24 protein-coding genes are annotated in these 21,126 nt (G+C 59.6%); 21 read left to right on the top strand and 3 right to left on the bottom strand.

The window, feature by feature from the left end; genetic code table 11:
- Nucleotides 1-6: 6 nt before the first annotated feature.
- From flgE to AB8804_RS13290, 9 genes are read left to right on the top strand one after another with little or no spacing between them, the layout of a single operon-like run.
- Nucleotides 7-1,197 (top strand): flagellar hook protein FlgE, encoded by a 1,191-nt coding sequence (gene flgE, locus AB8804_RS13330; protein ID WP_371186852.1) that lies wholly within the window; start codon nucleotides 7-9, stop codon nucleotides 1,195-1,197.
- Entirely contained in the window at nucleotides 1,197-1,928 is a 732-nt protein-coding gene (locus AB8804_RS13325; RefSeq protein ID WP_371186850.1) for a flagellar basal body rod protein FlgF, read from the top strand. The genes flgE and AB8804_RS13325 overlap by 1 nt, the downstream gene beginning before the upstream one ends.
- 17 nt (nucleotides 1,929-1,945) lie before the next feature.
- On the top strand, nucleotides 1,946-2,731 hold the full coding sequence (gene flgG / locus AB8804_RS13320; RefSeq protein WP_371186848.1) for a flagellar basal-body rod protein FlgG: 786 nt from the start codon (nucleotides 1,946-1,948) through the stop codon (nucleotides 2,729-2,731).
- A gap of 24 nt (nucleotides 2,732-2,755) precedes the next feature.
- The gene (gene flgH / locus AB8804_RS13315) at nucleotides 2,756-3,421 is read left to right on the top strand and encodes a flagellar basal body L-ring protein FlgH (RefSeq protein WP_371186846.1); all 666 of its coding nucleotides are present in this window, start codon (nucleotides 2,756-2,758) and stop codon (nucleotides 3,419-3,421) included.
- Between the two features lie 11 nt (nucleotides 3,422-3,432).
- The gene (locus tag AB8804_RS13310) at nucleotides 3,433-4,524 is read left to right on the top strand and encodes a flagellar basal body P-ring protein FlgI (RefSeq protein WP_371186844.1); all 1,092 of its coding nucleotides are present in this window, start codon (nucleotides 3,433-3,435) and stop codon (nucleotides 4,522-4,524) included.
- A gap of 9 nt (nucleotides 4,525-4,533) precedes the next feature.
- Complete coding sequence (locus AB8804_RS13305; RefSeq protein ID WP_371187033.1) at nucleotides 4,534-4,926, top strand: rod-binding protein; 393 nt, start codon at nucleotides 4,534-4,536, stop codon at nucleotides 4,924-4,926.
- 3 nt (nucleotides 4,927-4,929) lie between these two features.
- A complete protein-coding gene (gene flgK / locus AB8804_RS13300; protein ID WP_371186842.1) occupies nucleotides 4,930-6,300 on the top strand; it encodes a flagellar hook-associated protein FlgK in 1,371 nt (456 codons plus the stop codon).
- A gap of 19 nt (nucleotides 6,301-6,319) precedes the next feature.
- A complete protein-coding gene (flgL, locus tag AB8804_RS13295) occupies nucleotides 6,320-7,237 on the top strand; it encodes a flagellar hook-associated protein FlgL (RefSeq protein ID WP_371186840.1) in 918 nt (305 codons plus the stop codon).
- A gap of 5 nt (nucleotides 7,238-7,242) precedes the next feature.
- The gene (locus AB8804_RS13290) at nucleotides 7,243-8,247 is read left to right on the top strand and encodes a hypothetical protein (protein ID WP_371186838.1); all 1,005 of its coding nucleotides are present in this window, start codon (nucleotides 7,243-7,245) and stop codon (nucleotides 8,245-8,247) included.
- Nucleotides 8,248-8,727: 480 nt separating this feature from the next.
- Here the strand turns inward: AB8804_RS13290 and AB8804_RS13285 are convergent, their stop codons facing one another.
- Both AB8804_RS13285 and AB8804_RS13280 read right to left on the bottom strand, forming a co-directional pair.
- The gene (locus AB8804_RS13285; RefSeq protein WP_371186836.1) at nucleotides 8,728-9,192 is read right to left on the bottom strand and encodes a hypothetical protein; all 465 of its coding nucleotides are present in this window, start codon (nucleotides 9,190-9,192) and stop codon (nucleotides 8,728-8,730) included.
- Nucleotides 9,170-10,108, bottom strand: coding sequence for a transcriptional regulator (locus tag AB8804_RS13280; RefSeq protein ID WP_371186834.1), 939 nt, complete (start codon nucleotides 10,106-10,108; stop codon nucleotides 9,170-9,172). The genes AB8804_RS13285 and AB8804_RS13280 overlap by 23 nt, the downstream gene beginning before the upstream one ends.
- 679 nt (nucleotides 10,109-10,787) lie before the next feature.
- On the opposite strand from AB8804_RS13280, the gene AB8804_RS13275 reads away from it, so the two are divergent.
- The 12 genes from AB8804_RS13275 to AB8804_RS13220 all read left to right on the top strand — a co-directional run bounded on the left by AB8804_RS13275 (nucleotide 10,788) and on the right by AB8804_RS13220 (nucleotide 20,327).
- Nucleotides 10,788-11,648: a flagellin gene (locus AB8804_RS13275; RefSeq protein WP_371186832.1), complete on the top strand. Its 861-nt coding sequence runs from the start codon at nucleotides 10,788-10,790 to the stop codon at nucleotides 11,646-11,648.
- Nucleotides 11,649-11,844: 196 nt separating this feature from the next.
- Nucleotides 11,845-13,137 (top strand): flagellar filament capping protein FliD, encoded by a 1,293-nt coding sequence (gene fliD / locus AB8804_RS13270; protein ID WP_371186830.1) that lies wholly within the window; start codon nucleotides 11,845-11,847, stop codon nucleotides 13,135-13,137.
- A gap of 16 nt (nucleotides 13,138-13,153) precedes the next feature.
- The gene (gene fliS / locus AB8804_RS13265) at nucleotides 13,154-13,552 is read left to right on the top strand and encodes a flagellar export chaperone FliS (protein ID WP_371186828.1); all 399 of its coding nucleotides are present in this window, start codon (nucleotides 13,154-13,156) and stop codon (nucleotides 13,550-13,552) included.
- Entirely contained in the window at nucleotides 13,545-13,853 is a 309-nt protein-coding gene (locus tag AB8804_RS13260; protein ID WP_371186826.1) for a hypothetical protein, read from the top strand. Before fliS ends, AB8804_RS13260 begins: the two co-directional genes overlap by 8 nt.
- Nucleotides 13,850-14,905: a flagellar hook-length control protein FliK gene (locus tag AB8804_RS13255; RefSeq protein WP_371186824.1), complete on the top strand. Its 1,056-nt coding sequence runs from the start codon at nucleotides 13,850-13,852 to the stop codon at nucleotides 14,903-14,905. The genes AB8804_RS13260 and AB8804_RS13255 overlap by 4 nt, the downstream gene beginning before the upstream one ends.
- 12 nt (nucleotides 14,906-14,917) lie before the next feature.
- Nucleotides 14,918-15,385 (top strand): flagellar basal body-associated protein FliL, encoded by a 468-nt coding sequence (gene fliL / locus AB8804_RS13250; protein WP_371186822.1) that lies wholly within the window; start codon nucleotides 14,918-14,920, stop codon nucleotides 15,383-15,385.
- A 22-nt stretch (nucleotides 15,386-15,407) separates the two neighbouring features.
- Nucleotides 15,408-16,100 (top strand): FliA/WhiG family RNA polymerase sigma factor, encoded by a 693-nt coding sequence (locus AB8804_RS13245; RefSeq protein WP_371187031.1) that lies wholly within the window; start codon nucleotides 15,408-15,410, stop codon nucleotides 16,098-16,100.
- Nucleotides 16,101-16,107: 7 nt separating this feature from the next.
- A complete protein-coding gene (gene motA, locus AB8804_RS13240) occupies nucleotides 16,108-16,971 on the top strand; it encodes a flagellar motor stator protein MotA (protein WP_112012183.1) in 864 nt (287 codons plus the stop codon).
- On the top strand, nucleotides 16,971-17,900 hold the full coding sequence (gene lafU / locus AB8804_RS13235; protein ID WP_371186820.1) for a putative lateral flagellar export/assembly protein LafU: 930 nt from the start codon (nucleotides 16,971-16,973) through the stop codon (nucleotides 17,898-17,900). The genes motA and lafU overlap by 1 nt, the downstream gene beginning before the upstream one ends.
- An 11-nt stretch (nucleotides 17,901-17,911) precedes the next feature.
- On the top strand, nucleotides 17,912-18,673 hold the full coding sequence (locus tag AB8804_RS13230; protein WP_371186818.1) for a C40 family peptidase: 762 nt from the start codon (nucleotides 17,912-17,914) through the stop codon (nucleotides 18,671-18,673).
- Between the two features lie 84 nt (nucleotides 18,674-18,757).
- Nucleotides 18,758-19,807, top strand: a complete 1,050-nt coding sequence (parM, locus tag AB8804_RS13225; RefSeq protein WP_371186816.1) for a plasmid segregation protein ParM domain-containing protein — start codon at nucleotides 18,758-18,760, stop codon at nucleotides 19,805-19,807.
- Nucleotides 19,800-20,327, top strand: coding sequence for a hypothetical protein (locus tag AB8804_RS13220; protein WP_371186814.1), 528 nt, complete (start codon nucleotides 19,800-19,802; stop codon nucleotides 20,325-20,327). Before parM ends, AB8804_RS13220 begins: the two co-directional genes overlap by 8 nt.
- 36 nt (nucleotides 20,328-20,363) lie before the next feature.
- Here AB8804_RS13220 and AB8804_RS13215 read toward each other — a convergent pair whose 3' ends face one another.
- Complete coding sequence (locus AB8804_RS13215) at nucleotides 20,364-20,645, bottom strand: YjcB family protein (protein ID WP_371186812.1); 282 nt, start codon at nucleotides 20,643-20,645, stop codon at nucleotides 20,364-20,366.
- Nucleotides 20,646-21,126: the final 481 nt, after the last annotated feature.

Raw genomic sequence — 21,126 nt, 5'->3', positions numbered from 1 at the left:
ACAACTATGAGCTTTGACATTGCAATTTCGGGCTTAAACGCCATTAACGAGCAGCTGGGCGCCATCTCCAACAACATCGCTAACTCCGGGACCGTCGGCTTTAAGTCGGGCCGCGCCGAGTTCGCCTCGCTGTACGCCGAGGGCCAGCCGCTGGGCGTGGGCGTTACCAGCATTGCCCAGAGTATTTCCAAAAACGGAAGCATTTTTTCCTCTGCCAACAGTCTCGATCTCGCCATAAACGGCGACGGCTTTTTCGTGATGCGCGACAGCGCGGGCACCACCGCCTATACCCGCGCGGGCTATATGCGCACCGACAGCCTCGGCAACCTGATCAACAACCAGGGCATGTACCTGCAGGGCTACCCGGTGGACGCCAACGGCGTGATCCAGACCGGTACCGTCGGCAACCTGACCATCAGCAGCGGCTCGATTCCGGCGAAGGCGACCAGCTCGCTCGACTTCACGGCCAACCTCAACGCCAATGAGGAAAAGCCGAAGACGGCCACGTTCGATCCGACCGACGAAAACTCCTACAACCACACCTACGCCACCCAGGTGTACGACTCGCTGGGCCGCGAGCACACCCTGAAGCAGTACTTCGTCAAAACCGACGATAACGCCTGGGAAGTGCACTACTACATGGACGACAAGCAGGTGGGCACCGCGCCGCAGGAGATGACCTTTACCGAGCAGGGCGTACTGCTGACGCCAAACGGCGCGGTCAAGCTTAACGCGGATATTCCCGGCGCGGACGGCATTGAGCTGGAGCTGAACTACAGCGGCACCACCCAGTTCGGCTCGGAGTTCTCCGTCAGCAAAAACAACGGCAACGGCTATGCCTCCGGCGAGCGCACCGGGCAGACCATCGATAAGGACGGCAGCGTCTACGCCACCTTCTCAAACGGCCAGCGCCTGCTGCAGGGCCAGGTGATCCTGGCGACCTTCGCCAACCCGAACGGTCTTTCATCGCAGAACGGCACCACCTGGACGCAGACCGCCAGCTCCGGCGCGCCGCTGACCGGCACCCCGGGCACCGGGCTGCTGGGCGCGCTGACCTCCAACACCCTGGAAGGCTCGAACGTTGACCTGACGGCAGAGCTGGTGGGGCTGATGACCGCCCAGCGTAACTATCAGGCCAACACCAAGGTGATCAGCACCAACGACAGCATGATGACGGCGCTGTTCCAGGCGGTGTAATGGACCACTTAATTTATACCGCCGTGAGCGGGGCGTCGCGCAGCCTCGTCCAGCAGCAAATCCACGCGAACAACCTGGCGAACGTCAATACGCAGGGCTTTCGTCACGACCTGGATAACGCCATGTCGCAGCAGATCCAGGGGGAGGGCTACGCCTCCCGTTTCCTGGTTCAGCCGCAGCAGGGCGGCGTTGACCTGACGCCGGGCGCCACCCGCGACACCGGGCGCGATCTCGACGTGGCCATCAAGGGCAGCGGGCTGATTGCGCTGGTGAGCGGCAACCGCGAGGTCTACACCCGCAACGGCCAGATCCAGGTCGGCCCGGAGGGGGATTTGACCATCGACGGCCTGCCGGTCTCCGGCGATAACGGCCCGATCGTGCTGCCGCCGTTTTCGTCCATCAGCATCGCTGACGACGGCGTGATCTCCATCGTGCCGGACGACGGCAACGTGGCCGCGCCGATGGACGTCGACCGCATCAAGCTGGTGGACATTCCCGCGTCGCAGCTGAGCAAAAACGCTGCCGGATTTATGGTCACCTCCGCCAACGTCAACCCGCGCACGGAGGAGGTGGAGCTGGTTTCCGGACATCTCGAAAGCTCCAACGTGTCGGCTATCAGCGAAATGGTCTCCAGCATCGCGCTAAACCGCCAGTTCGAAGCCCAAATCAAAATGATGAAGGCGGCGGAAGACCTGGCGACGGCGGGCAACCGCCTGCTGCGCAACACCTGATTGAGTAAGGAATAACGATGAATCCCGCTTTATGGATCAGTAAAACCGGCCTCGCCGCGCAAGACGCGAAGATGAGCGCGATCTCCAACAACCTGGCGAACGTGAACACCACCGGCTTCAAGCGCGACCGCGTGATGTTCGCCGATCTGTTCTATCAAAACCAGCGCACGCCGGGCGGCCAGCTTGACCAGAACAACACCTCGCCGACCGGCATTCAGTTCGGGACCGGCGTGAAGATCCTCGGCACCCAGAAGGAGTTCTCGACCGGCAACATTCAGAACACCGGGCAGAACATGGACGTGGCGATTACCGGCCAGGGCTTTTTCCAGGTAGAAACCAGCGACGGCGATATCGCCTACACCCGCGCCGGTAACTTCCAGAAAAACCCGGACGGCCTGCTGACCAACGCGCAGGGCCTGCCGCTGGTGCCGCAGATCGAGCTGCCGGACAACGTGAAGGATATCCAGATCGGCAAAGACGGCACCGTCACCGCCACGGTCGCGGGCGAAACCGAACCGGTCGAGCTGGGGCAAATCACGCTGGTGAACTTCGTCAATCCGGCCGGGCTGGAGGCCATCGGCGGCAACCTGTATCGCGAAACCGCGGCCAGCGGCGAAGCGGTGGAGGGCGTGGCCGGTGAGGAAGCCTTTGGTCAGCTGGAGCAGGGATCGCTGGAGGGGTCTAACGTGCAGGTGGTTGAAGAGATGGTCGACATGATCACCGTTCAGCGCGCCTACGAGATGAACGCCAAAATGGTCTCTGCGGCAGATGACATGCTGAAGTTTGTCACGCAGTCGATGTAACGCGTGAAGCGAAGTGAACGAAAAATGAAAAAGCAGTTAGTTATCGGCTTTTTTGCGCTGCTGCTGGCCGGGTGTGAAAGCCCGGCCCTGCTGGTGCATAAAGACGATGCGGCCTACGCGCCGCCAGAAGATTTCTCCTTGCCGCCGACGCAGGTTCAGGGCGGCGGGCTGTACAACACCAACTACAACTGGTCGTTAACGCAGGATCGCCGCGCCTACCGCGTGGGCGATATTCTGACCGTCAAGCTGGACGAGTCCACGCAGGCGAGCAAGCAGGCGCGCACCAACTTCGGCAAGAAAAACGATGTCTCCATCGGCGTGCCGGAGGCCTTTGGCCACTCGGTCGATAAGCTGTCCGGCTCGATAGACGGCAACCGCAACTTCAACGGCAATGCCACCTCGCAGCAGCAGAACAGCCTGCGCGGCGCCATCACCGTTGCGGTCTACAAGGTGCTGCCGAACGGCGTGCTGGCGATCCGCGGCGAAAAATGGCTGACCCTCAACCAGGGCGATGAGTACATGCGCGTGACCGGGCTGGTACGTGCCGAAGATATCGAGCGCGACAACTCGATCTCCTCGCAGCGCATCGCCAACGCGCGGATCTCCTACGCCGGACGCGGCGCGCTCAGCGATGCCAACTCCGCCGGCTGGCTGACCCGCTTCTTCAACCATCCGCTGTTCCCGATTTAATGGAGTCCGTGATGCGTAAGGCAATGCTTTTTCTGATGCTGCTGTGGACCGCGGGCGCGTCGGCCGAGCGGCTGGGCAACGTGGTGGATATCCAGGGCGTGCGTGGCAACCAGCTGGTGGGCTACAGCCTCGTCGTCGGTCTCGACGGGACGGGCGATAAAAACCAGGTGAAATTCACCAGCCAGTCGGTGACCAACATGCTGCGCCAGTTCGGCGTGCAGCTGCCGGCCAAAATCGATCCGAAGGTGAAAAACGTCGCCGCGGTGGCGATCAGCGCCACGCTGCCGCCGGGCTACGCGCGCGGCCAGGCGATTGACGTCACCGTCTCGTCGATTGGCGATGCCAAAAGCCTGCGCGGCGGCACGCTGCTGCTGACCCAGCTGCGCGGAGCCGACGGCGAAGTCTACGCCCTGGCGCAGGGGAACGTGGTGGTCGGCGGCGTAAAGGCCGAGGGCAACAGCGGGTCGAGCGTGACGATCAACACCCCGACCGTGGGCCGCGTGCCGAACGGCGGGTCGGTCGAGCGCGAAATTCCCTCCGATTTTCAGCAGAACCAGCAGGTGATCCTCAACCTCAAGCGCCCGAGCTTTAAAACCGCCAACAGCGTGGCGGTGGCGCTCAACAGCGCCTTTGGCTCCGGCACCGCCACGGCGCAGAGCGCCACCAACGTGGTGGTCAACGCCCCGCTGTCGGCGGGCGAGCGCGTGGCCTTTATGTCGATGCTGGAAGACGTGCAGGTGAGCGCCGCGAAGCAGCCGCCGCGCGTGGTGTTTAACGCCCGCACCGGCACGGTGGTGATCGGCGACGGCGTGGTGGTCCGCGCGGCGGCGGTGTCGCACGGCAATCTGACCGTGACCATCCGCGAATCTTCCAACGTCAGCCAGCCGGGCGCGTTTAGCCAGGGGCAAACCGTGGTCACGCCGGAAAGCGACGTCAACGTCGACCGCGGGCGGGGCCAGATGGTGACGATTTCGGCGGGCACCAGCCTGCGCAGCATCGTCAACACGCTCAACAGCCTGGGCGCCGCGCCGGACGACACCATGGCGATCCTCCAGGCGCTGCACGAAGCGGGCGCGCTCGATGCCGAACTGGTGGTGATTTAAGCAATGACGATGGTAGACGCGATTCACTCCCGCACCAGCATCATGCCCGGCGACGTGACCGGGCAGGTGAAACCGCAAAACCTTGAGCAGGCGGCGGAGCAGTTTGAGGCGATGTTTCTGCGCTCGCTGATGAAGCAGATGCGCAAAGCGTCGCAGGCGCTGGTGGACGATAACCCGTTCGACAGCAAGCAGCAGCGCATGATGCAGGAGTTCTACGACGATAAGCTCACCTCTCAGCTGGCCTCGCAGCGCAGCACGGGGCTGGCGCAGATGATTATCGCCCAGCTGGGGCCGCAGGAGAGCGCCGCGCTTAAGAATGCGCAGCCTGTGGCCGCTTTAAATGAACATCCACAGGAATTAAACACCCCCGTCGTGCCGGTCATGCGTCGCGGGCAGGAGTAAACCATGAATATGTTCAACATTGCCTGGAGCGGTTTGCAGGCGGCGCAGTTTGGGATGAGCGTGACCTCCATGAACATCTCCAACGTGCTGACGCCGGGCTACAGCCGCCAGGGCATTATCCAGAGCTCGGTTGCCACTCTGGGGCAGGGCGGCATGTCGGCGGGCGCGGGCGTGCAGGTTGACAGCATTCGCCGCGTCTCGGATCAGTACCTGACCAACCAGGTGTGGCAGAGCAACAGCAAGGCGAACTACTACGGCATCAACAACCAGTACCTGAGCTCGCTGGAGAAGGTCATCGGCACCGACTCTACGAGCCTGGGCACCGGGCTGGACGATTTCTTCTCGGCGCTGAACGCCCTGACCAAAGAGCCGGAAAGCGAAGCCACCCGCAAGCAGCTGCTGAACCAGGCCGACTCGCTGGCGACGCGCTTTAACAACATGAACGACTTCATCAACGGCCAGAAGACGTCGGTGGCGAACCAGCGCGACACCATGGTCGGGCAGATCAACAGCCTGACGGCGGGCATTGCCGACTACAACAAGAAAATCATGGAGATGGACTCCACGGGCGGCAACAGCAACGTGCTGCGCGATCAGCGCGACGAGCTGGTGAAGCAGCTCAGCACCTACGCCGACGTGAAGGTGACGGAAGACAGCAACGGCAGCTACTCCGTCGCCATGAAAAACGGCCAGCCGCTGGTGAGCGGAAAGGTGGCGGGCGAGCTGAGCAGCAGCCTGGACGGCAGCGGCAACCCGGTGTTAAGCCTGAACTTTTCCAACACCACCTTCTCCCTGAACCCGTCCACGGGCGGGCAGCTCGGCGCGCTGTACGACTATGAAACCGGCGAGCTGGCGGATATGCAGGCCTCGGTGCAGGGGATGGCGGAAGCGGTGGCGACGCTCTTCAACGACCAGCTGGCGAAGGGCTTTGATAAGAACGGCAACCCGGGCAAGCCGCTGTTCAGCTTTGACCTTAAAAACCCCGCCGGGATTTTGCAGGTCAACGATCTGGAACCGAACGATCTTGCGCTGTCCGACACCGCGGGCGAGCAGGGGAACGGCGGCAACCTGCAGGCGCTGATCGACCTCAAGAATAAAAAGGTCGATATCGGCGGCATGGGCAACATGAGCCTGAACGAAGGGGCGGCGGCGATTATCTCGAATATCGGTATCGCCAGTAAAAAATCCCAGAGCGAGCTTGAGGCGGCGCAGGGCGTTTACGATCAGGCGCAGCTGCAGCGCAACAACCTCAGCGCGGTCAACCAGGACGAAGAGGCCATGAACCTGCAGATTTACATGCAGTCCTACCAGGCCAACGTCAAGGTGATTGCCACCGGCAACCAGATTTTCAGCGACCTGTTAAGTATGTTTTAACCGGCGCTAAGGAAAAGTTATGCGAATCAGTAGTCTTTATAATTCCGACGCCATGCTGGCGCAGCTCGGGGTCAACGGCACCCGAATGAGCAAGCTCATGGAGCAGATGTCCACCCAGAAGCGGATCAACGTGCCGTCTGACGATCCGGTCGCCGCGACGCGCCTGGTCCAGCTTAACCGCGAGCAGGCGGCGATTAAGCAGTATCAGAGCAACATCACCGGGCTGAGCGGCGCGCTCTCCAGCCAGGAGGCGCACGTGACCGCCATGAGCAACCAGCTGCTGTCGATGAACGACAAGCTGCTGGCGGCGGCAAACGGCACCCACAGCACCGAGGATATGGCTGGTTTCGGGGCCGAGCTTTCCTCAATGCTCGATTCGCTGGTGGCGTCGATCAACGCCCAGAACGAGAGCGGCGGCTACCTTTTCTCCGGCACCAAAACCGACACCAAGCCGGTGGTCTGGGACGAGACGCAGGGGAAATATGTCTATCAGGGCAACAGCGGCTCGCGCGAAACCACGGTGGCTAACGGCGTGAACGTGACCGAAAACACCCACGTGGTGGGCGCGTTCTCCGGCAGCGGCGACGATCTGGAGATGCTGAACAAGCTGAAGGCGCTGAGCGATAAAATGCAGGATCCGAACGTTCCCGCGGGCGATTACCAGGACGAGCTTAACGAGATGATTTCGCTCTCCGGCAACGCTCGCGATAAGGTCGCCGCCATCTTTACCGATCTCGGCGGCCGTCAGAACCGCCTGACGATGCTGAGCGACGCGCACACCGACGTCAGCATGGCGAACGATCAGGTGGTGCGCGATCTGTCCGACACCGACTGGGCAACCACCAGCATTAACCTGCAGCTGTTCACCAACTCCGTGCAGATCACCAACAAAGCGTACAGCATGATCAGTCAGCTTTCGCTCTTTAGCATGATGTAATCGCCATGCAGGTTGGTTTAAAAACAACGTCGCTTGCGACCACGCCCGCGCCCGTCAGAACCGCGCCGGGGGCGGCAACATCCGTTGCGCGTCCTGACGCGCTGGCAAACGCCCGGCCCGCCGCGCCGCCGTTTCCGGAATCGGCGCTGCTTTCCCGGCGGCCGCTGCGCTATAACGTTCAGCTTAACCAGCAGCTGACGTCGGTGCAGAAAGCCGAGAGCTACCTCAGCGAAGCGGAGACGCAGCTGCTGATGCTGCGCCACCAGGCGACGCGCGGCAGCGGCGCGGAGCGCGCGAAGGCCGTGAACACGATGCTTCAGCAGCGCGGCGCGCTCTCCGGCGGGACGGTCGATCGCAACTTCAACGTGACGCTGCAGCAGAAAAGCCAGGTGAGCTTCACGCTGCCGGGCATGGAAAAAATCCTTGAGCCGTCATCCGGCGAGACGCTGGTGTTTGCCCTCGGCGGCGGCAGGCGCGAGCTTACCGCGGTGGCCATTCCGCCGCAGGCAACGCCGCGTCAGGCGCTGATGCAGCTGAACGTCGGGCTGGGCAAGCTCGGCATTCACGCGGCGCTGAGCGGTGAAGGCCAGGTGCGTTTTCAGGTGGCGGAAGACCGCTGGACGCGGGTGAGCCAGAATTTCAGCGTGCGCGGCGAAGGCCAGCAGTTCCCGGCGGACGCCTTTACCCTGCTGGCACCGGCGGCGGAGCCGAGCCGCGAAGATGAGGTGGGCCAGCTCGCCAGCCAGTGGACGCCCGGCGCGAGCGGCAGGATGCAGCAAACGCTGGAGCAAATCACCCGCGAACGCGGCAAGCTGCACCAGCACCAGGAGCGCGTGTCGGCGCGGATTCAGGATATGTCGGCGGCCTATACGCCGGGCGAGGCGCTGGAGACGGCGCGGGCGCTGGGCAGCGCGTTAGCCAACAGCGGAACGCAGTACGGCGTGCTGGCGAAAGCGCTGTCCGCGCAGGGGAACGTGTCGCTGACGACGGTGAAGAATTTGCTGGGCTAGCGTTCTGAATGATTGAGGGATCCCCAGTAATTTTTTTGCTCTTAAAGCAATGAAAAAATTACAGGATAATAAAAGACTTACAGCGGTCCCCTGGTCCGGCTGAAAATCGCTGAGGCGTTGACCGTAGGCCGGGGCGAGGCGCACGGATGCGCCGAGAGGGCGTGACCTACATGGATGTAGGATCACGCCCGACCCGATAGCCGAAGGGAATAAGCCGAAGGCACCGCGAAGCGGCGATTTTCTTTGCCGGGAGCCGGGATTGTGAAGGGGGCGGCGGCGAGCCCCCTTCACACGTTCACGGGTAACGCTGCATACAGAGAAGTGCAGAACTTAAGGTGAACGGAATTACCACCACAGCCGTATGTTCCCCCTCACCCCAGCCCTCTCCCTGAATGGAGAGGGAGTAATCTGTGCCTGTCTGAAATTTGTGGGGATCCCTCAGCCCTCAAGGGAGAGGGAGTATTCCCTCAGCCTGCAAGGCTACTTCCTCAACGGATATAAAAATATTGCCCCGCTTTGCCCTACCACCAGCGGCTGCGCATCCACAAAAATCGGCTGCATCCAGAAATCGACGTGCATCAGCATGTCCACCAGGCCATCAATCATCAGCCCTTTCTGCATCGTGCTGTAGTAAATCGGCGTGTAGGAAAAGAACTGCTTGCCGTTTTGCTGGTTAATCTCCGTGAACTTCCCCTTCAGCACGAAGCGATTGTCGTTCGGGTTGGTGATGGTCGTCAGGATCGCGTTGTTCGCGGTCTGCATGTGCGAATCGTAGACTTCCTTTCGCTGCGACATCAGATCGTAAAAGCCGAGCTGCAAAAATCCCTCAACCCGGGTCTGCGGAGACGTTTGCGTCTGAATGATAGGCACGGCGGCCAGCGCGGCAGCGACGACCAGAACACAGGCCAGCAGCCATTTCACGTTAAGCACAGGTTTCCATCTCACTGATTTTCCTCCTCGTCTCTCGAAGTATCAGGTTGTTCAGCTGGGTGGTATCAATGCGCCAGTGGTAAATCGCCATCACCAGCTGCTTTTTATCGCAGCGGCTTTTCAGCGCAAAGGTGTAGTTAAGCGTTTGGTCAACGCTCTGGTAGTAGACCGACATGTCGATCGACTGGGTTTTGATCTGCTGGTTGACGGCATACAGGGTGTCTTTGATCTTGCTGTAAAAGTCCTCTTTATTCATCGTCGGGCGGTTCGCTTCAGAGATCTCATAGATGCGGATGTTGCTGTAAACGCCCGCCTCCTGCTCTGTCGCAACCAGCCGCGATCCCCTGGAGTTGGCGTACTGCCAGCCAGCGGTGCCGCTGACGATGACCACCACAATGAGCAGCAACAGGGCCACCAGCGATGGCGGCAGCCTGAAGCGCGGGGCTTTCGGGTGGGGAAACGCGCGGGCGTGAATGGCGTCCGCTTTGGCCTGAATCAGCTCCTGCGCGGGAGCCGGGAGGAGCTCCGCGGTGTCGGCCACCTCGTCTTCCGGCTGGGCTGCGGGCAGCGTGGCCGGGAGATCGATCTCTTCGCTTTCGCGCTCCACGGAACGGCACCAGGCCTGCTCCAGGAGATAACCCTTTTTAGGGATGGTTTTGATTATTTTCTGCGTTTTTCCATCGTCTTCCAGCGCCGTGCGTAATGCATGAATTGCATTCGGCAAACTATTATTGCCAATAACGCGGCGTTCCCAGACGAGATTAGTAAGTTCTTCACGGGTAAGTATTTTCCCGGCATTTGTGACCAGGACGTCCAGCAGTTTTAATTGATACTCACCAAGGCGCTTTCTTTCACCCGATATGAGGCTAATGATTGAGCCCGAGGGTAAATCAACGAGCCAGTTGTTTACCGCATAATATGTTTTATTCATGGCAAGTGATGGTGGTTACCCACTCCATAAAGATTAAATTTTCAGGCGCTGCACAATATGTGTGCAAAACGCTTAATGTAAATTAATCATTAATTCCGTTTAAAATTCACTGAGAATTGCCGCTTGCCTGCGGAAATATGCAAAAAGACGCGTCGCGAAGATGAAAAATGCGAAAAAATCCCACTTAGGGACGGGAAGTTTCATCCGGCGTTATAGGTCTTTTCTTAGACGTGTTTAGGAAGTTTCTCTTCCGTGGCACATTTTTACGCGATAAAAGTGTGATATGCAACAAATTATTGAACGATCTCACCCCGGTCGTATTAACGCTTTTCGTTAAACGTTAATGCACATCGGTTTTTGATCGTTTTATTTATAATTTGTTTAGGGATGTAGCAGGGATGTTTTCATTCGGCGCCGGGTAAATGAGACTCTTTTCAGGTGAGAGATAAAAAACGTAAGCAAATGTAATGGATGCTTAAGTTTGAATGTCGCCGTGTCGCTTTATGTTCTTTTTTATTCTGCATTTAATGACCGCGGTGACTATTAACCGTCATTTTATTTCCGCTGTGGAAATTCATTTTTTTTTCATTTTCGATTTAATTCTTCGTCGTGACGTGTCGTTTTACCTGAGTACCAGAGAGAAGAACCTGACAGACAGGTTCAAAAGGAGAATTCGAACATGGCACTTTCTATTTTTACCAACGCCTCTTCCATGGCTTCCGTTAACGCGCTGAATAAATCCAACAGCATGCTGTCCACCGCGATGGAGCGTCTGGGCACCGGTAAGCGCATTAACTCTGCGGCAGATGACGCCGCGGGCCTGCAGATCGCAACCCGCCTTCAGGGCCAGTCTAACGGTATGACCGTTGCCCAGCGCAACATCTCCGACGCCACCGCGCTGCTGCAGACCGCTGAAGGCGCGTTTGATGAAGTAAGCAACATCATGTACCGCATGAAAGACCTCGCATCCCAGGCGGCGAACGACACCAACGGCCCGGAAGATCGTCAGGCGCTGCAGTCCGAAATGGATGAGCTGAACAGCGAGCTGGACAACATCATGGGTAACACCAAGTATGCGGGTGAGAGCCTGTTCGCGAGCGGCGGCAAGTTCACCAAAGCGATGAACTTCCAGATCGGTGCATCCGAAGGTGAAAGCCTGAAGGTTGACGTCAGCAAAGATCTGACTGCTGTGAAAGGCGCAAGCGGCCTGAAGGGCCTGCAGACCGCTTCCGGCGCATCCGGCGCGCTGCTGACCGTGTCCGGCGCTCAGGGCATGATCACCAAAGTTGAAAATGCCATCTCTCAGGTTGGTACCCTGCGTTCTAAACTGGGTGCGAACATCAACCGTCTGGGCCACACCGCGGCGAACCTGGCGAACATGAAAGACAACACCGACCTGGCGCTGGGCAACATCCGCGACGCTGACTTTGCATCCGAAGCGTCAAGCATGACCCGCAACCAGATGCTGGCGCAAACCAGCATGTCCATGCTGAAGCAATCCAACAGCATGTCCGGTATGGTGATGTCCCTGCTGGGCTAATCCATCTCACCGTTGCAAAAAACACCGCTGTAAGGCGGTGTTTTTGTTTGCGGCGCTTCCCTTTCTATTTCCTTTCAGGGGAAGAATGCCTTCCTTCCTGATGTTAACTACCTGAAATTTAATAACTTAAAAATTGGCACGATGGTTGCATTAAACGGGCATGGTTTAGCAACAGGTGCGAACGGAGAACCTCAACATGGCAGATTTTAGCAGCATTGATCCCCAGACTCTGGCTCAGCAGCTGGCGACATACGACATCATGTCTTTGCAAAACCAGTTGAAAACCAAATCGTCGACCATGAACGCGCAGAAGAAGGCCCTCGACGCGCTGAAAACCGCGCTGGGCGATTTCCGCACCGCGATGTCCGGGCTCAACGGCACCAGCAGCGGCATGCTGAAAAACGCCGTCAGCATGAACCGGGAGGGGATTGCGAACGTTACCGCGAACTCCAACGCGCTGAAGGGCACCTACAACATTGAGGTGACGAAGCTCGCGTCTGCCCACCAGATCGGTTTCGAAGGCATGACCGACGAGAGCATCAAAAATGCCACCGGCACCATGGACATCGATCTGGGCGGTAAAACCATTTCCGTTAACCTCGACGATATGGAAAGCCTGAGCGATCTGACCAAGGCGATCAACGGCGATAAAGATAACCCCGGCGTGACGGCGTCCCTGATCCGCACCGACGGCAGCGTGACGCTGATGTTAAGCAGCGATGAAAGCGGCGCGAAAAACACCATCACCGTGGGCGGTACGGCCGGCTTTGACTCGAAAAACGCGAAGAAGATTTCTGACGCCTCTGACTCTGAAATCAAGATGGGCGACATGACCTTCACCAACAGCTCCAACACGCTGGATAAGCTGATTGATGGGGTGACCATTGAGCTGACGTCCTTAACCGAGGCCGGGAAACCGCTGACCCTCTCCGTGGGCACCGACAGCGAAGGCACCAAAGAGCAGCTGCAAACCTTCATAAATGCCTACAACACGCTGCAGGACACACTCAGCAACCTGACGAAAAGCGGCAGCGGTGACGATGAAACCCGCGGCGCCTTTGCCGGTGATGCCACCATGTCTTCGCTCGACCGCGAGCTGAACGACGTGATGCGCCAGGTGTTCGGCGGCATGCGGATGTCCGATTTTGGCATCACCGCGGACAAAGACGGCAAGCTTGAAGTTGATAACAAAAAGCTGGACGCCGCGCTGAAGGCCGACCCGCAAAAGCTCAACGACCTGTTCAACGGCAAGGACGGGATGCTGAGCAAAATGGACAAGTCCCTCGACCGTTATCTGAACTCGACCAACGGCTTACTGAAGGGCCGTCAGGACGTGCTGGATCGTCAGCAGAGCGATATTGACACCAAAACTGAAGCGATGAACGCGCGCTACGAGAGCTCGTATAACCGCTATCTGAAGCAGTTCACGCAGCTGCAGAAGGCGATGTCGCAAATGAACAACACCATGAGTATGTTTGGTTTAGCTTAAGGAAATAACCGCGTTTATGTACGGGAACGAGCAGCACGGCTTCGGCCACTATCAGGAGTCCGACCTGGCGATTCAGGCCGCGGCAGCCAATCCGCACCAGCTGGTGCTCATGCTGTTTAACGGCCTGATGGACGAACTGGTGCGGGCAAAGAGCCATATCGCCGCGCGCCGCTTTGACCGCAAGGCGCAAAGCATCAACAAGTGCATCGATATTCTCAACGCGCTCACCAGCTCGCTGGATTTCGAAAAGGGCGGCGAGCTGGCGCTGAGCCTCGCCAACCTTTACGACTACTGCGTCTATCGCCTCTACGATGCCAGCCACAAGCTTTCGGTGACGCATATCGAAGAGGTTGAGGTGATTCTGGCCAACCTGCAGGACGGCTGGGAAAAAATGGGAACGCAGCAGCATGGATGACGTACAGGTGATGCGTTTCCTGGCGCGCTCCCTGGCCCATTCGGCCAGCCAGCACGACTGGCCGACGCTTCAGGACGTTGACGCGCAGATTGCCGCCCTGCTGACCGCCCTCAAAGGCCAGACGCTGGGCGACGCCGCGCGCGAGGCGCTGGCCGAGCTGCAGCAGACGCACGCGAAGGTCAGCCTGTTCTGCCAGGCGCAGAGCGAGGAGCTTGAACAGAAGATGGCGAAGGCCCGCCGCAACCGGGAAGGCGCGACCGCCTATGCGCTGTTTACCGAGGCGGAGGACGCAGGCCGATGAATCTGGTGCTTTCACAGCTGACGCAGCTTCCCGTTGCCGCCGATCCAGTCGACGCCGCGCCGCTGCCTTCCGCTATTGCGGGCGACAGCGCGACGCCCGCGGCGACGGACGATGCTGACCAGGCGACCCCGGCGTTTAACGATGCGCTGTTACACACGATCAACACCCTGATGGGCGTCGAGCTGCCGCGCGAGACCCCTGTGGTGCTGGCGGGCGTTAGCGCCAAAGACGATAGCGACGAGCACAACGCGCAGCGCGACGATCCGCAGGCGCTGGCGAACAGCATCATCGGTTCGCCAGAGCGCCTTCTGGACGCGCTGCTGGCGGCAAGCCAGATGCCGGTGAAAACGCTGAACGTCACCCAGGCGGCCGCGCCGCTGGCGGGCGACGCGCTGCAGATGAAAAACCTCAGCGCAGGCCCGCAGCCGATGGCCGAAACGCTCAACCGGGGACCGCAGCCGCAGCTGCTGAACGTGGCGCCAGCGCCCGTCGCGGAGCCGGTAAAACCGGAGCTGCACGATCTCGTTAAGCCGCTGGTGGCGACGCTGCCGGGTACGGCAGCGCCTGCGGGCGGCCCGACGTTTGCCGCCGCGATGGATAAGCAGACGGTGAACCTGCCGCCGATCAAGATGGACGCCGACGAGGCGAAGTGGGCCCAGCAGCTGCACGGCGCGCTAAACGATCGCCTGCAGCTTCAGGTCCGCAACCAGGTGCAGCACGCCACCATCCGCCTCGATCCGCCGGAGATGGGCAAGGTGGAGATTTCGCTGCAAATAGAAAACGGGCGCATGCAGGTGCACATCAGCGCCAGCAGCGGGGAAACCTACCGCGCGCTTCAGCAGATCAGCAGCGAGCTGCGCCAGAGCCTGACCGAGCAAAACGTGATGCAGGTAAACGTGCAGGTCTCTTCCCAGTCCGGCCAACAGCAGCAGCAGGGGCAGCCGCGCAGCATGTTTGCTCCGGACGACGGCCCGGCAGCCGGGGCGGAAATTGCCCCCGAGAACACCCTGTCGACCGCTGACAGAGACGATTCAGTACTACTTACGGTTTAAAACACACCCATTATGACCATTAAGACTTTCTCCTTAGGGCTGGTGATTGCCCTCATTGCCGCGGTATTTGCCGCCGTACTCACCGTCGTCGGCACCCAGTTTTTGAGCCAGGACGAGCATAAAAGCTCGGTTATCCGCGACCTGTTCTCCTCGTCGGAAGAGAACGTCGTGGAGTTCGTTGAAATCAAAAACGTGGTCGTGACGTTAAAAAGCCGCGGTGATTCTGAGCGTTACCTGCTGCTCGAACTGGCGCTGGCGACCAACTCCGCGGCCGACACGCGCCGCGCGGAAGAGATGTCTCCCGCCATTCGCGGCGCCACCGTCAACCTGCTGTCGTCGAAGGACTACGACGCGGTGCGCGAAATGAGCGTCGAGGCGCTGCGCGAACAGCTGATGGGCGCCTACGCCGCTCGGTTCGAGAGCCTGAAAACGCGGATGCCTTTCAAGGACGTGATCATCAGCAAGATGGTCTTCCAGTAAGTGACGGTCGCTGAAGGACATGATGGATTTTATCGCTGACGACGCCCTCACGCCGGCAGACGAGGCGAAATACGTTAACGCCTATCTGCCGCTGGTGCACAAAGTCGTTAAGCAGCTCGCCTGGCAGACCAGCAGCGTCATGGACAGAGAAGATATGGAGCAGATTGCCCTGATGGGGCTGCTCACCTCTCTGCGCCGCTACGGGCACCCGGACGAGCAGTTTGGCGCCTACGCCGCCCAGCGCATCCGCGGCGCGGTGCTGGACGAACTGCGCGAGCTGGACTGGCGTCCGCGCAGGCTGCGCCAGAAGAGCCACAAGATCAACGACGCGATACGGGACGTCACGCGCAAGCTTGGCAGAACGCCGAGCTTTGAGGATCTCAACCACCATCTCTCCATCACCGCGGAGGAGTATCACGAATATTTACTGCTGGATTGCGCCAAATCGCTGGAGAGTCTCGATGATTTGCTGGGCGGGGATGCCCTGAACGGAACGCTGAACAGCCGTTCGCTGGAAGACGAAATGGTCACCAGCGGGACGTTAAGGGCTGCGCTGGCAAGCCTTGATGAGCGTGAGCAGATGATTCTCACCCTCTATTACCAGCAGGAAATGAGCCTGAAAGAGATCGCGCTCGTCCTCGATTTAACCGAGGCGCGCGTGTGTCAGCTCAATAAAAAGATCGCTCAAAAGATCCAGTGTTTTTTCCAGAAGTGAAAGGTATATGCAAAAGTTTCTCGGTATTTTCATCATCTTCGCCTGCGTAGTCGGCGGTTTTCTTATGTCCGGCGGGCGGCTGGCGTCGTTCTGGCAGCCTGGCGAAATTATTATCATTCTGGGCGCGGGCCTGGGCGCGATGGTGCTGGCGAACCCGAAGCCGGTGCTGGCAGAGATGTACCGCCAGTTTCGCGGCATCATGCGTAAAAACGAGTACACCGACGAGTATCAGCGCCAGCTGCTGATGCTGCTGTACGAGCTGCTTGAGCTGGTGCAGGACGGCGGCCTGAAGGTGCTCGACGAGCATATCGAAGTGCCGGAGAGCAGCCCGCTGTTCCAGAAATATCCGCTGATTTTGCAGAACAAAGCCATCATCACCTTTATCGCGGATAACTTCCGCCTGATGGCGATGGGCAAAATCAACGAGCACGAGCTGGAAGGCATTCTCGAGCAGGAGCTGGTGGCGATGGAAGAGAACTTGCTTCAGCCGTCCCGCTCGCTGCAGCGTACCGCGGAAGCGATGCCGGGCTTCGGGATCTGCGCGGCGGTGCTGGGGATCATCATCACCATGCAGTCGATCGACGGCTCGATTGCGGTGATCGGCGTGAAGGTCGCGGCCGCGCTGGTGGGGACGTTCCTCGGCGTATTCTTCTGCTACTGCCTGATGGATCCGGTGGCGAACGCCATGGAGCAGCGCACCAAGAAGCAGATGGCGGTGATCGAGTGCGTGCGCACCGTGCTGGTCAACCACGTGGCCGGTAAGCCTACGCTGCTGGCGGTGGACGCCGGGCGCAAAATGCTGCCGCTGGACTCAAAGCCGACCTTCGCGACGCTGGACGGCTGGGTGAACCAGATGACGGGTGAGTCCTGATGCGCAACGCTCGTGGGAAAGAACATACCACCATCATCAAGCGATCATCGCGCAAAAGCCACGACGCGTTTCACGGCGGCGCGTGGAAGGTGGCCTTTGCCGACTTTACGCTGGCGATGATGGCGCTGTTTATGGTGCTGTGGATCATGGGCGCGGTGACGGAAGAGGAGCGAAAAGAGATCGTTTCTCAGCTCAACGGCGAGTCGATTTTCGACGGCCAGTCGCTATCGCCTGTTACCCAGCCGAACGGCGTGGGCGGCAAAATTGCGGTGACCGAAAAGCGCGATCGCGGGGATCATAAGGCGCCGTCGTCGAAGCAGGAGGCGGCAAACATCGAGACCGCGGTCGCGAAGGGCGAAAGCCTGGACGACGTCAACACGCGCTCGCAGCGTGAAATTGAGGATCTGGCGCGGATCATCATGAAAATCACCTCGGCCTACGACGCGCAGTCGAACCTGAAAATTGAGATTGTGCCGCAGGGGCTGCGCATCCTGATCACCGACGATCAAAAGCGCGAAATGTTCCAGCGCAGCAGCGCGATCCTGACGCCGTTCTTCAAGCGGCTGCTCACGGAATTTGCCCCGGCGCTGAACAAGATCGACAACAAGATCATCATTACCGGCCACACCGACGCCACCCGCTTTCGCGATCAGGATCTGTACAACAACTACAACCTCTCGGGCGAGCGCGCGATGCAGGCGCGGAAGGTGCTGACCAACGCCGGGCTGGCGCAGGACAAGGTGCTGCAGGTTAGCGGCATGGCGGACCAGATGCTGCTCGATCCGGCTAACCCGCTCAGCTCGTCGAACAGGCGCATTGAGATCATGGTGCTGACCCACTCGGCCAGCGACTCGCTGTATCAGTTCTTTGGCCAGCACGGTGAAAAGGTCATTAAGCCGATCGTGGATAAACTCTCGCAGAAGAAATAAACGGTTTTACGATGTTCATCCTTACCCACTTTCAGAAAGCCGCGGGACTCGCGCTTGCCGCCGCGCTCGTGATGGCAAGCGTGCCCGCGCAAGCCGCGCCGCGCGCCGAAAACATGACCGCCGCGGAGAAGGAGCGCGCGGCAAAGGCCAGGATGCGCAACCGGGAGCTGCTGCTTAAGACGTCGCGTACCCGCCTCGCCGTGGTGCCCGTGACGCCGGAGCAGAAGCGGCGCGACAGCGAAAAGCGCCGCCTTGAGCGGGCGGAAAACCGCGAGCTGCTGGCGATGCACAAGCGCTGGCAGCCGGGAGCGCTCTCCACGGACATGATCTGGGCGCCGCTGCCGGGCGAGCGGATCAGCCCGCGCCTTCAGGCCTCGCTCAAGCAGGTTATTCGCCTGCTGCAGGAGCAGATCGGCAGGCCCTACGTCTGGGGCGGCCAGACGCCCGAGCAGGGGTTCGACTGCAGCGGCCTGGTGTTTTATGCCTTTAACCCGGTGCTGAGCCGCAGCCTGCCGCGCACCGCTAACGGCATGTTCCAGGACCGCACGCTGCGCCCCGTCCGGCAGGAAAAGCTCCGCCGCGGCGACCTGGTCTTTTTCAACATCAACGCGCGCCCGGGAGCCGACCACGTTGGCGTTTACCTCGGCGACGGACAATTTATCGAAGCGCCGCGAACCGGCCTGAACATCCGCGTGAGCCAGCTTTCAGACAGCTTCTGGCAGGACCACTACCTCGGTGCCCGCCGGATATTAACAGAAGAGGCCGTGCTGTAACGGCCTGACGCTGAATACCCCCTCAAGGTATGCGCCGCCAGGGATGGCCCCCTTATTTTTAAAAGAGTGACTGAGAAACCTTTTATGAACCAGATGCGTAAAAAATTTGCCATCGACGATGGCTCCACCAACGTCAAAATCAGCTGGATTGAGAACGGCACGCTGAAAACCGTGGTCTCGCCTAACTCCTTCCGCAAGGACTGGAAAAGCGCGGCGCTGCTGCGCGGCCAGGCGGTGCATAACTACACCATCGGCACCACCAAATACACCTACGACGCCACCTCCGACAAGGCGCTCTCCACCACGCACATTGACTATCAGTACGACGATTTAAACCTGCTGGCGGTGCACCACGCGCTGCTGCAAACCGGCGTTGCGCCGTGCGACGTGGAGGTGATTGTCACCCTGCCGATCACCCAGTTCTACAACCCGGACGACTGCCAGCGCAACGAAGAGCGTATCGACGCGAAGCGCCAGAACCTGATGCGCGACATCAGCCTCAACAAGGGCGAGCTGTTCCGCATCGTCGACGTTCAGGTGATGCCGGAGAGCCTGCCCGCCGCGCTGTCGCATCTTCTGAACTCCAGCGTCAACGAATTTACCAAATCGCTGGTGATCGACTGCGGCGGCACGACGCTGGATATGGGCGTGGTGGTTGGCGAGTTTGACGACGTGTCGGCGATTTACGGCAACAACGAGATCGGCGTGGCGATGGTCACCGACGCCACGCGCAAGCTGCTGGCGGCGGCGGACAGCGACTCCAGCTATCTGGTGGCGAATGAGCTTATCAAGCGCCGCCACGACGCCGATTTCGTGCGCAGCGTGGTGAACGACGAATCGCGCATCGACGAGATCCTCGCAAAGATTGAGATCAAGATTCAGGAGCTGGGCGACCAGGTGGCCTACGAGGCGAAAAAATTCGCCAAAAACCCGAACCGCGTGTACCTGGTGGGCGGCGGCGCGCACCTGATTGAAGGGGCGATCCGCGAGGCCTACGCGACCCTCGGCGACCGCGTGGTCAGCATCGATAACCCGCAGAGCGCGCTGTCGCGCGAGATTTGCCTGTATCATTCCGAGTCGGGCGCGGAGGCGGTCGACGAGCCGCTGATGGCCGAGGTGGGCGAGAATGCGTAAGGGGCAAATCCGCCGCGTCAATCTCTCCCTTCACCTGACGCCGGACCAGTCGCGCGCGGATCTGCGCGCGATGCAGCAGCTGCAGGCGTGGCACCAGTCGATGAGTCAGTCCGACAGCGTCGACGATACGAATATGGAAATTCGCGCGTTTCACCGCAACGTCTATCTCGCGGGGCTTCAGCTGCACCTGCTGGACCCGACGCTGTGTCGGCACGTGGCGGAATCGCTCGGGCGTGAAAACCTGACGCTGGCGGCGCTGCTGGCGGAGGTTCAGCCGCAGCCGCAGAGCGATGCCGCGCCGGAGCCGCTGGCGGAGCTGCAGAAGATCCGCGAAGAGATTGCCGCGCTCAGGCCGCTGATGGAACAGCAAAAGCTCGCCCTTCAGCAGCTGCGCGTGGCGGCGAAAACCGCCAGCCCGCCTGCACCGGAGCGCGGAAGCGGCCAGGAGGAGGTGGCGCTCAGCGACGTGGACGCGCCGACGCAGAAAATGCAGAAGGTCCGGCAGAAGGGTATTTTTTGACGCACTTCCCCTTTGCTGCGCAAGGGGAAAGGCCGATCAGGTAATGACCACCGGCCAGTCCGGCGGGGTATGGCTCATGGCTTCCACCATCACCACTTTCATATTTTCCCAGATAGCGGCGATATCCAGCAGGGTAATGCCCAGCAGGCCCGTCGCGAACCAGCAGGCGGCCCCGAGCCCCAGCAGGGTGCTGATCACCGCCAGACCCGCATAGTCAGATTTACGAAATTGAATATTCAGCGTGCTGGCTAAAAACATCAAAACCGCACTCAACAACGGCCAGCGCAGAAGAACCATGCTGGTGGTAATGGTTGCCATAAACCCATCCTCGACAGAGCAGATGCACTACAATGAAACAATGTTTTTCGTTACATGATAAGTGTGAACTATATCACGATTGCTCTTTTATTCGCCAGTGTCAGGGGGTGAAAAATGGCCGGTTTACCCTCGGGAAAGGGCGGCGAAGCTCGGTAGAAGAATATATCTTCGCAGGCGAAGTATCCCTCTTTGCCACGCCCACCGTTAGCGCGTTATCGCCCAAAGGGAGAAGGGGGGAGGTAAAGCGCAGCGGATTATTAATAAATTAACGCGGAAAATATGCGCAATCAAACGCGCGAATTAGCGGGGGCCGCTTGTACTTTTTTCAGGCGGCGAGAGGCGGGCGATAAAGAAAATTTCAACGGCAGATTATCTTTAAATCAACGGGCGGGCTGGATATTTATTTTCCTTAATTGAAACTGAATGAATACTTTTAGTTTAGCTTACGGAAAAATATTATCGGCATAACAAAAAATCAGAT

The sequence above is a fragment of the Enterobacter sp. KBR-315C3_2022 genome (assembly GCF_041399425.1).
Lineage (GTDB): Bacteria > Pseudomonadota > Gammaproteobacteria > Enterobacterales > Enterobacteriaceae > Enterobacter.
The sequence above is the reverse complement of the archived record's forward strand: the minus strand, read 5'-3'. Positions and strand labels throughout refer to the sequence as shown.

Bases quoted from the DNA above. Each gene is read 5' to 3' on its own strand.
- fliL (WP_371186822.1), top strand. From the start codon at position 14,918: ATGACCATTAAGACTTTCTCCTTAGGGCTGGTGATTGCCCTCATTGCC.
- fliD (WP_371186830.1), top strand. From the start codon at position 11,845: ATGGCAGATTTTAGCAGCATTGATCCCCAGACTCTGGCTCAGCAGCTG.
- AB8804_RS13305 (WP_371187033.1), top strand. From the start codon at position 4,534: ATGGTAGACGCGATTCACTCCCGCACCAGCATCATGCCCGGCGACGTG.
- AB8804_RS13280 (WP_371186834.1), bottom strand. From the start codon at position 10,108: ATGAATAAAACATATTATGCGGTAAACAACTGGCTCGTTGATTTACCC.
- flgL (WP_371186840.1), top strand. From the start codon at position 6,320: ATGCGAATCAGTAGTCTTTATAATTCCGACGCCATGCTGGCGCAGCTC.
- AB8804_RS13215 (WP_371186812.1), bottom strand. From the start codon at position 20,645: ATGGCAACCATTACCACCAGCATGGTTCTTCTGCGCTGGCCGTTGTTG.
- AB8804_RS13260 (WP_371186826.1), top strand. From the start codon at position 13,545: ATGGATGACGTACAGGTGATGCGTTTCCTGGCGCGCTCCCTGGCCCAT.
- AB8804_RS13290 (WP_371186838.1), top strand. From the start codon at position 7,243: ATGCAGGTTGGTTTAAAAACAACGTCGCTTGCGACCACGCCCGCGCCC.
- fliS (WP_371186828.1), top strand. From the start codon at position 13,154: ATGTACGGGAACGAGCAGCACGGCTTCGGCCACTATCAGGAGTCCGAC.
- AB8804_RS13230 (WP_371186818.1), top strand. From the start codon at position 17,912: ATGTTCATCCTTACCCACTTTCAGAAAGCCGCGGGACTCGCGCTTGCC.
- parM (WP_371186816.1), top strand. From the start codon at position 18,758: ATGAACCAGATGCGTAAAAAATTTGCCATCGACGATGGCTCCACCAAC.
- motA (WP_112012183.1), top strand. From the start codon at position 16,108: ATGCAAAAGTTTCTCGGTATTTTCATCATCTTCGCCTGCGTAGTCGGC.
- flgK (WP_371186842.1), top strand. From the start codon at position 4,930: ATGAATATGTTCAACATTGCCTGGAGCGGTTTGCAGGCGGCGCAGTTT.
- lafU (WP_371186820.1), top strand. From the start codon at position 16,971: ATGCGCAACGCTCGTGGGAAAGAACATACCACCATCATCAAGCGATCA.
- AB8804_RS13275 (WP_371186832.1), top strand. From the start codon at position 10,788: ATGGCACTTTCTATTTTTACCAACGCCTCTTCCATGGCTTCCGTTAAC.
- flgG (WP_371186848.1), top strand. From the start codon at position 1,946: ATGAATCCCGCTTTATGGATCAGTAAAACCGGCCTCGCCGCGCAAGAC.
- AB8804_RS13220 (WP_371186814.1), top strand. From the start codon at position 19,800: ATGCGTAAGGGGCAAATCCGCCGCGTCAATCTCTCCCTTCACCTGACG.
- AB8804_RS13245 (WP_371187031.1), top strand. From the start codon at position 15,408: ATGGATTTTATCGCTGACGACGCCCTCACGCCGGCAGACGAGGCGAAA.
- flgE (WP_371186852.1), top strand. From the start codon at position 7: ATGAGCTTTGACATTGCAATTTCGGGCTTAAACGCCATTAACGAGCAG.
- AB8804_RS13255 (WP_371186824.1), top strand. From the start codon at position 13,850: ATGAATCTGGTGCTTTCACAGCTGACGCAGCTTCCCGTTGCCGCCGAT.
- flgH (WP_371186846.1), top strand. From the start codon at position 2,756: ATGAAAAAGCAGTTAGTTATCGGCTTTTTTGCGCTGCTGCTGGCCGGG.
- AB8804_RS13325 (WP_371186850.1), top strand. From the start codon at position 1,197: ATGGACCACTTAATTTATACCGCCGTGAGCGGGGCGTCGCGCAGCCTC.
- AB8804_RS13310 (WP_371186844.1), top strand. From the start codon at position 3,433: ATGCGTAAGGCAATGCTTTTTCTGATGCTGCTGTGGACCGCGGGCGCG.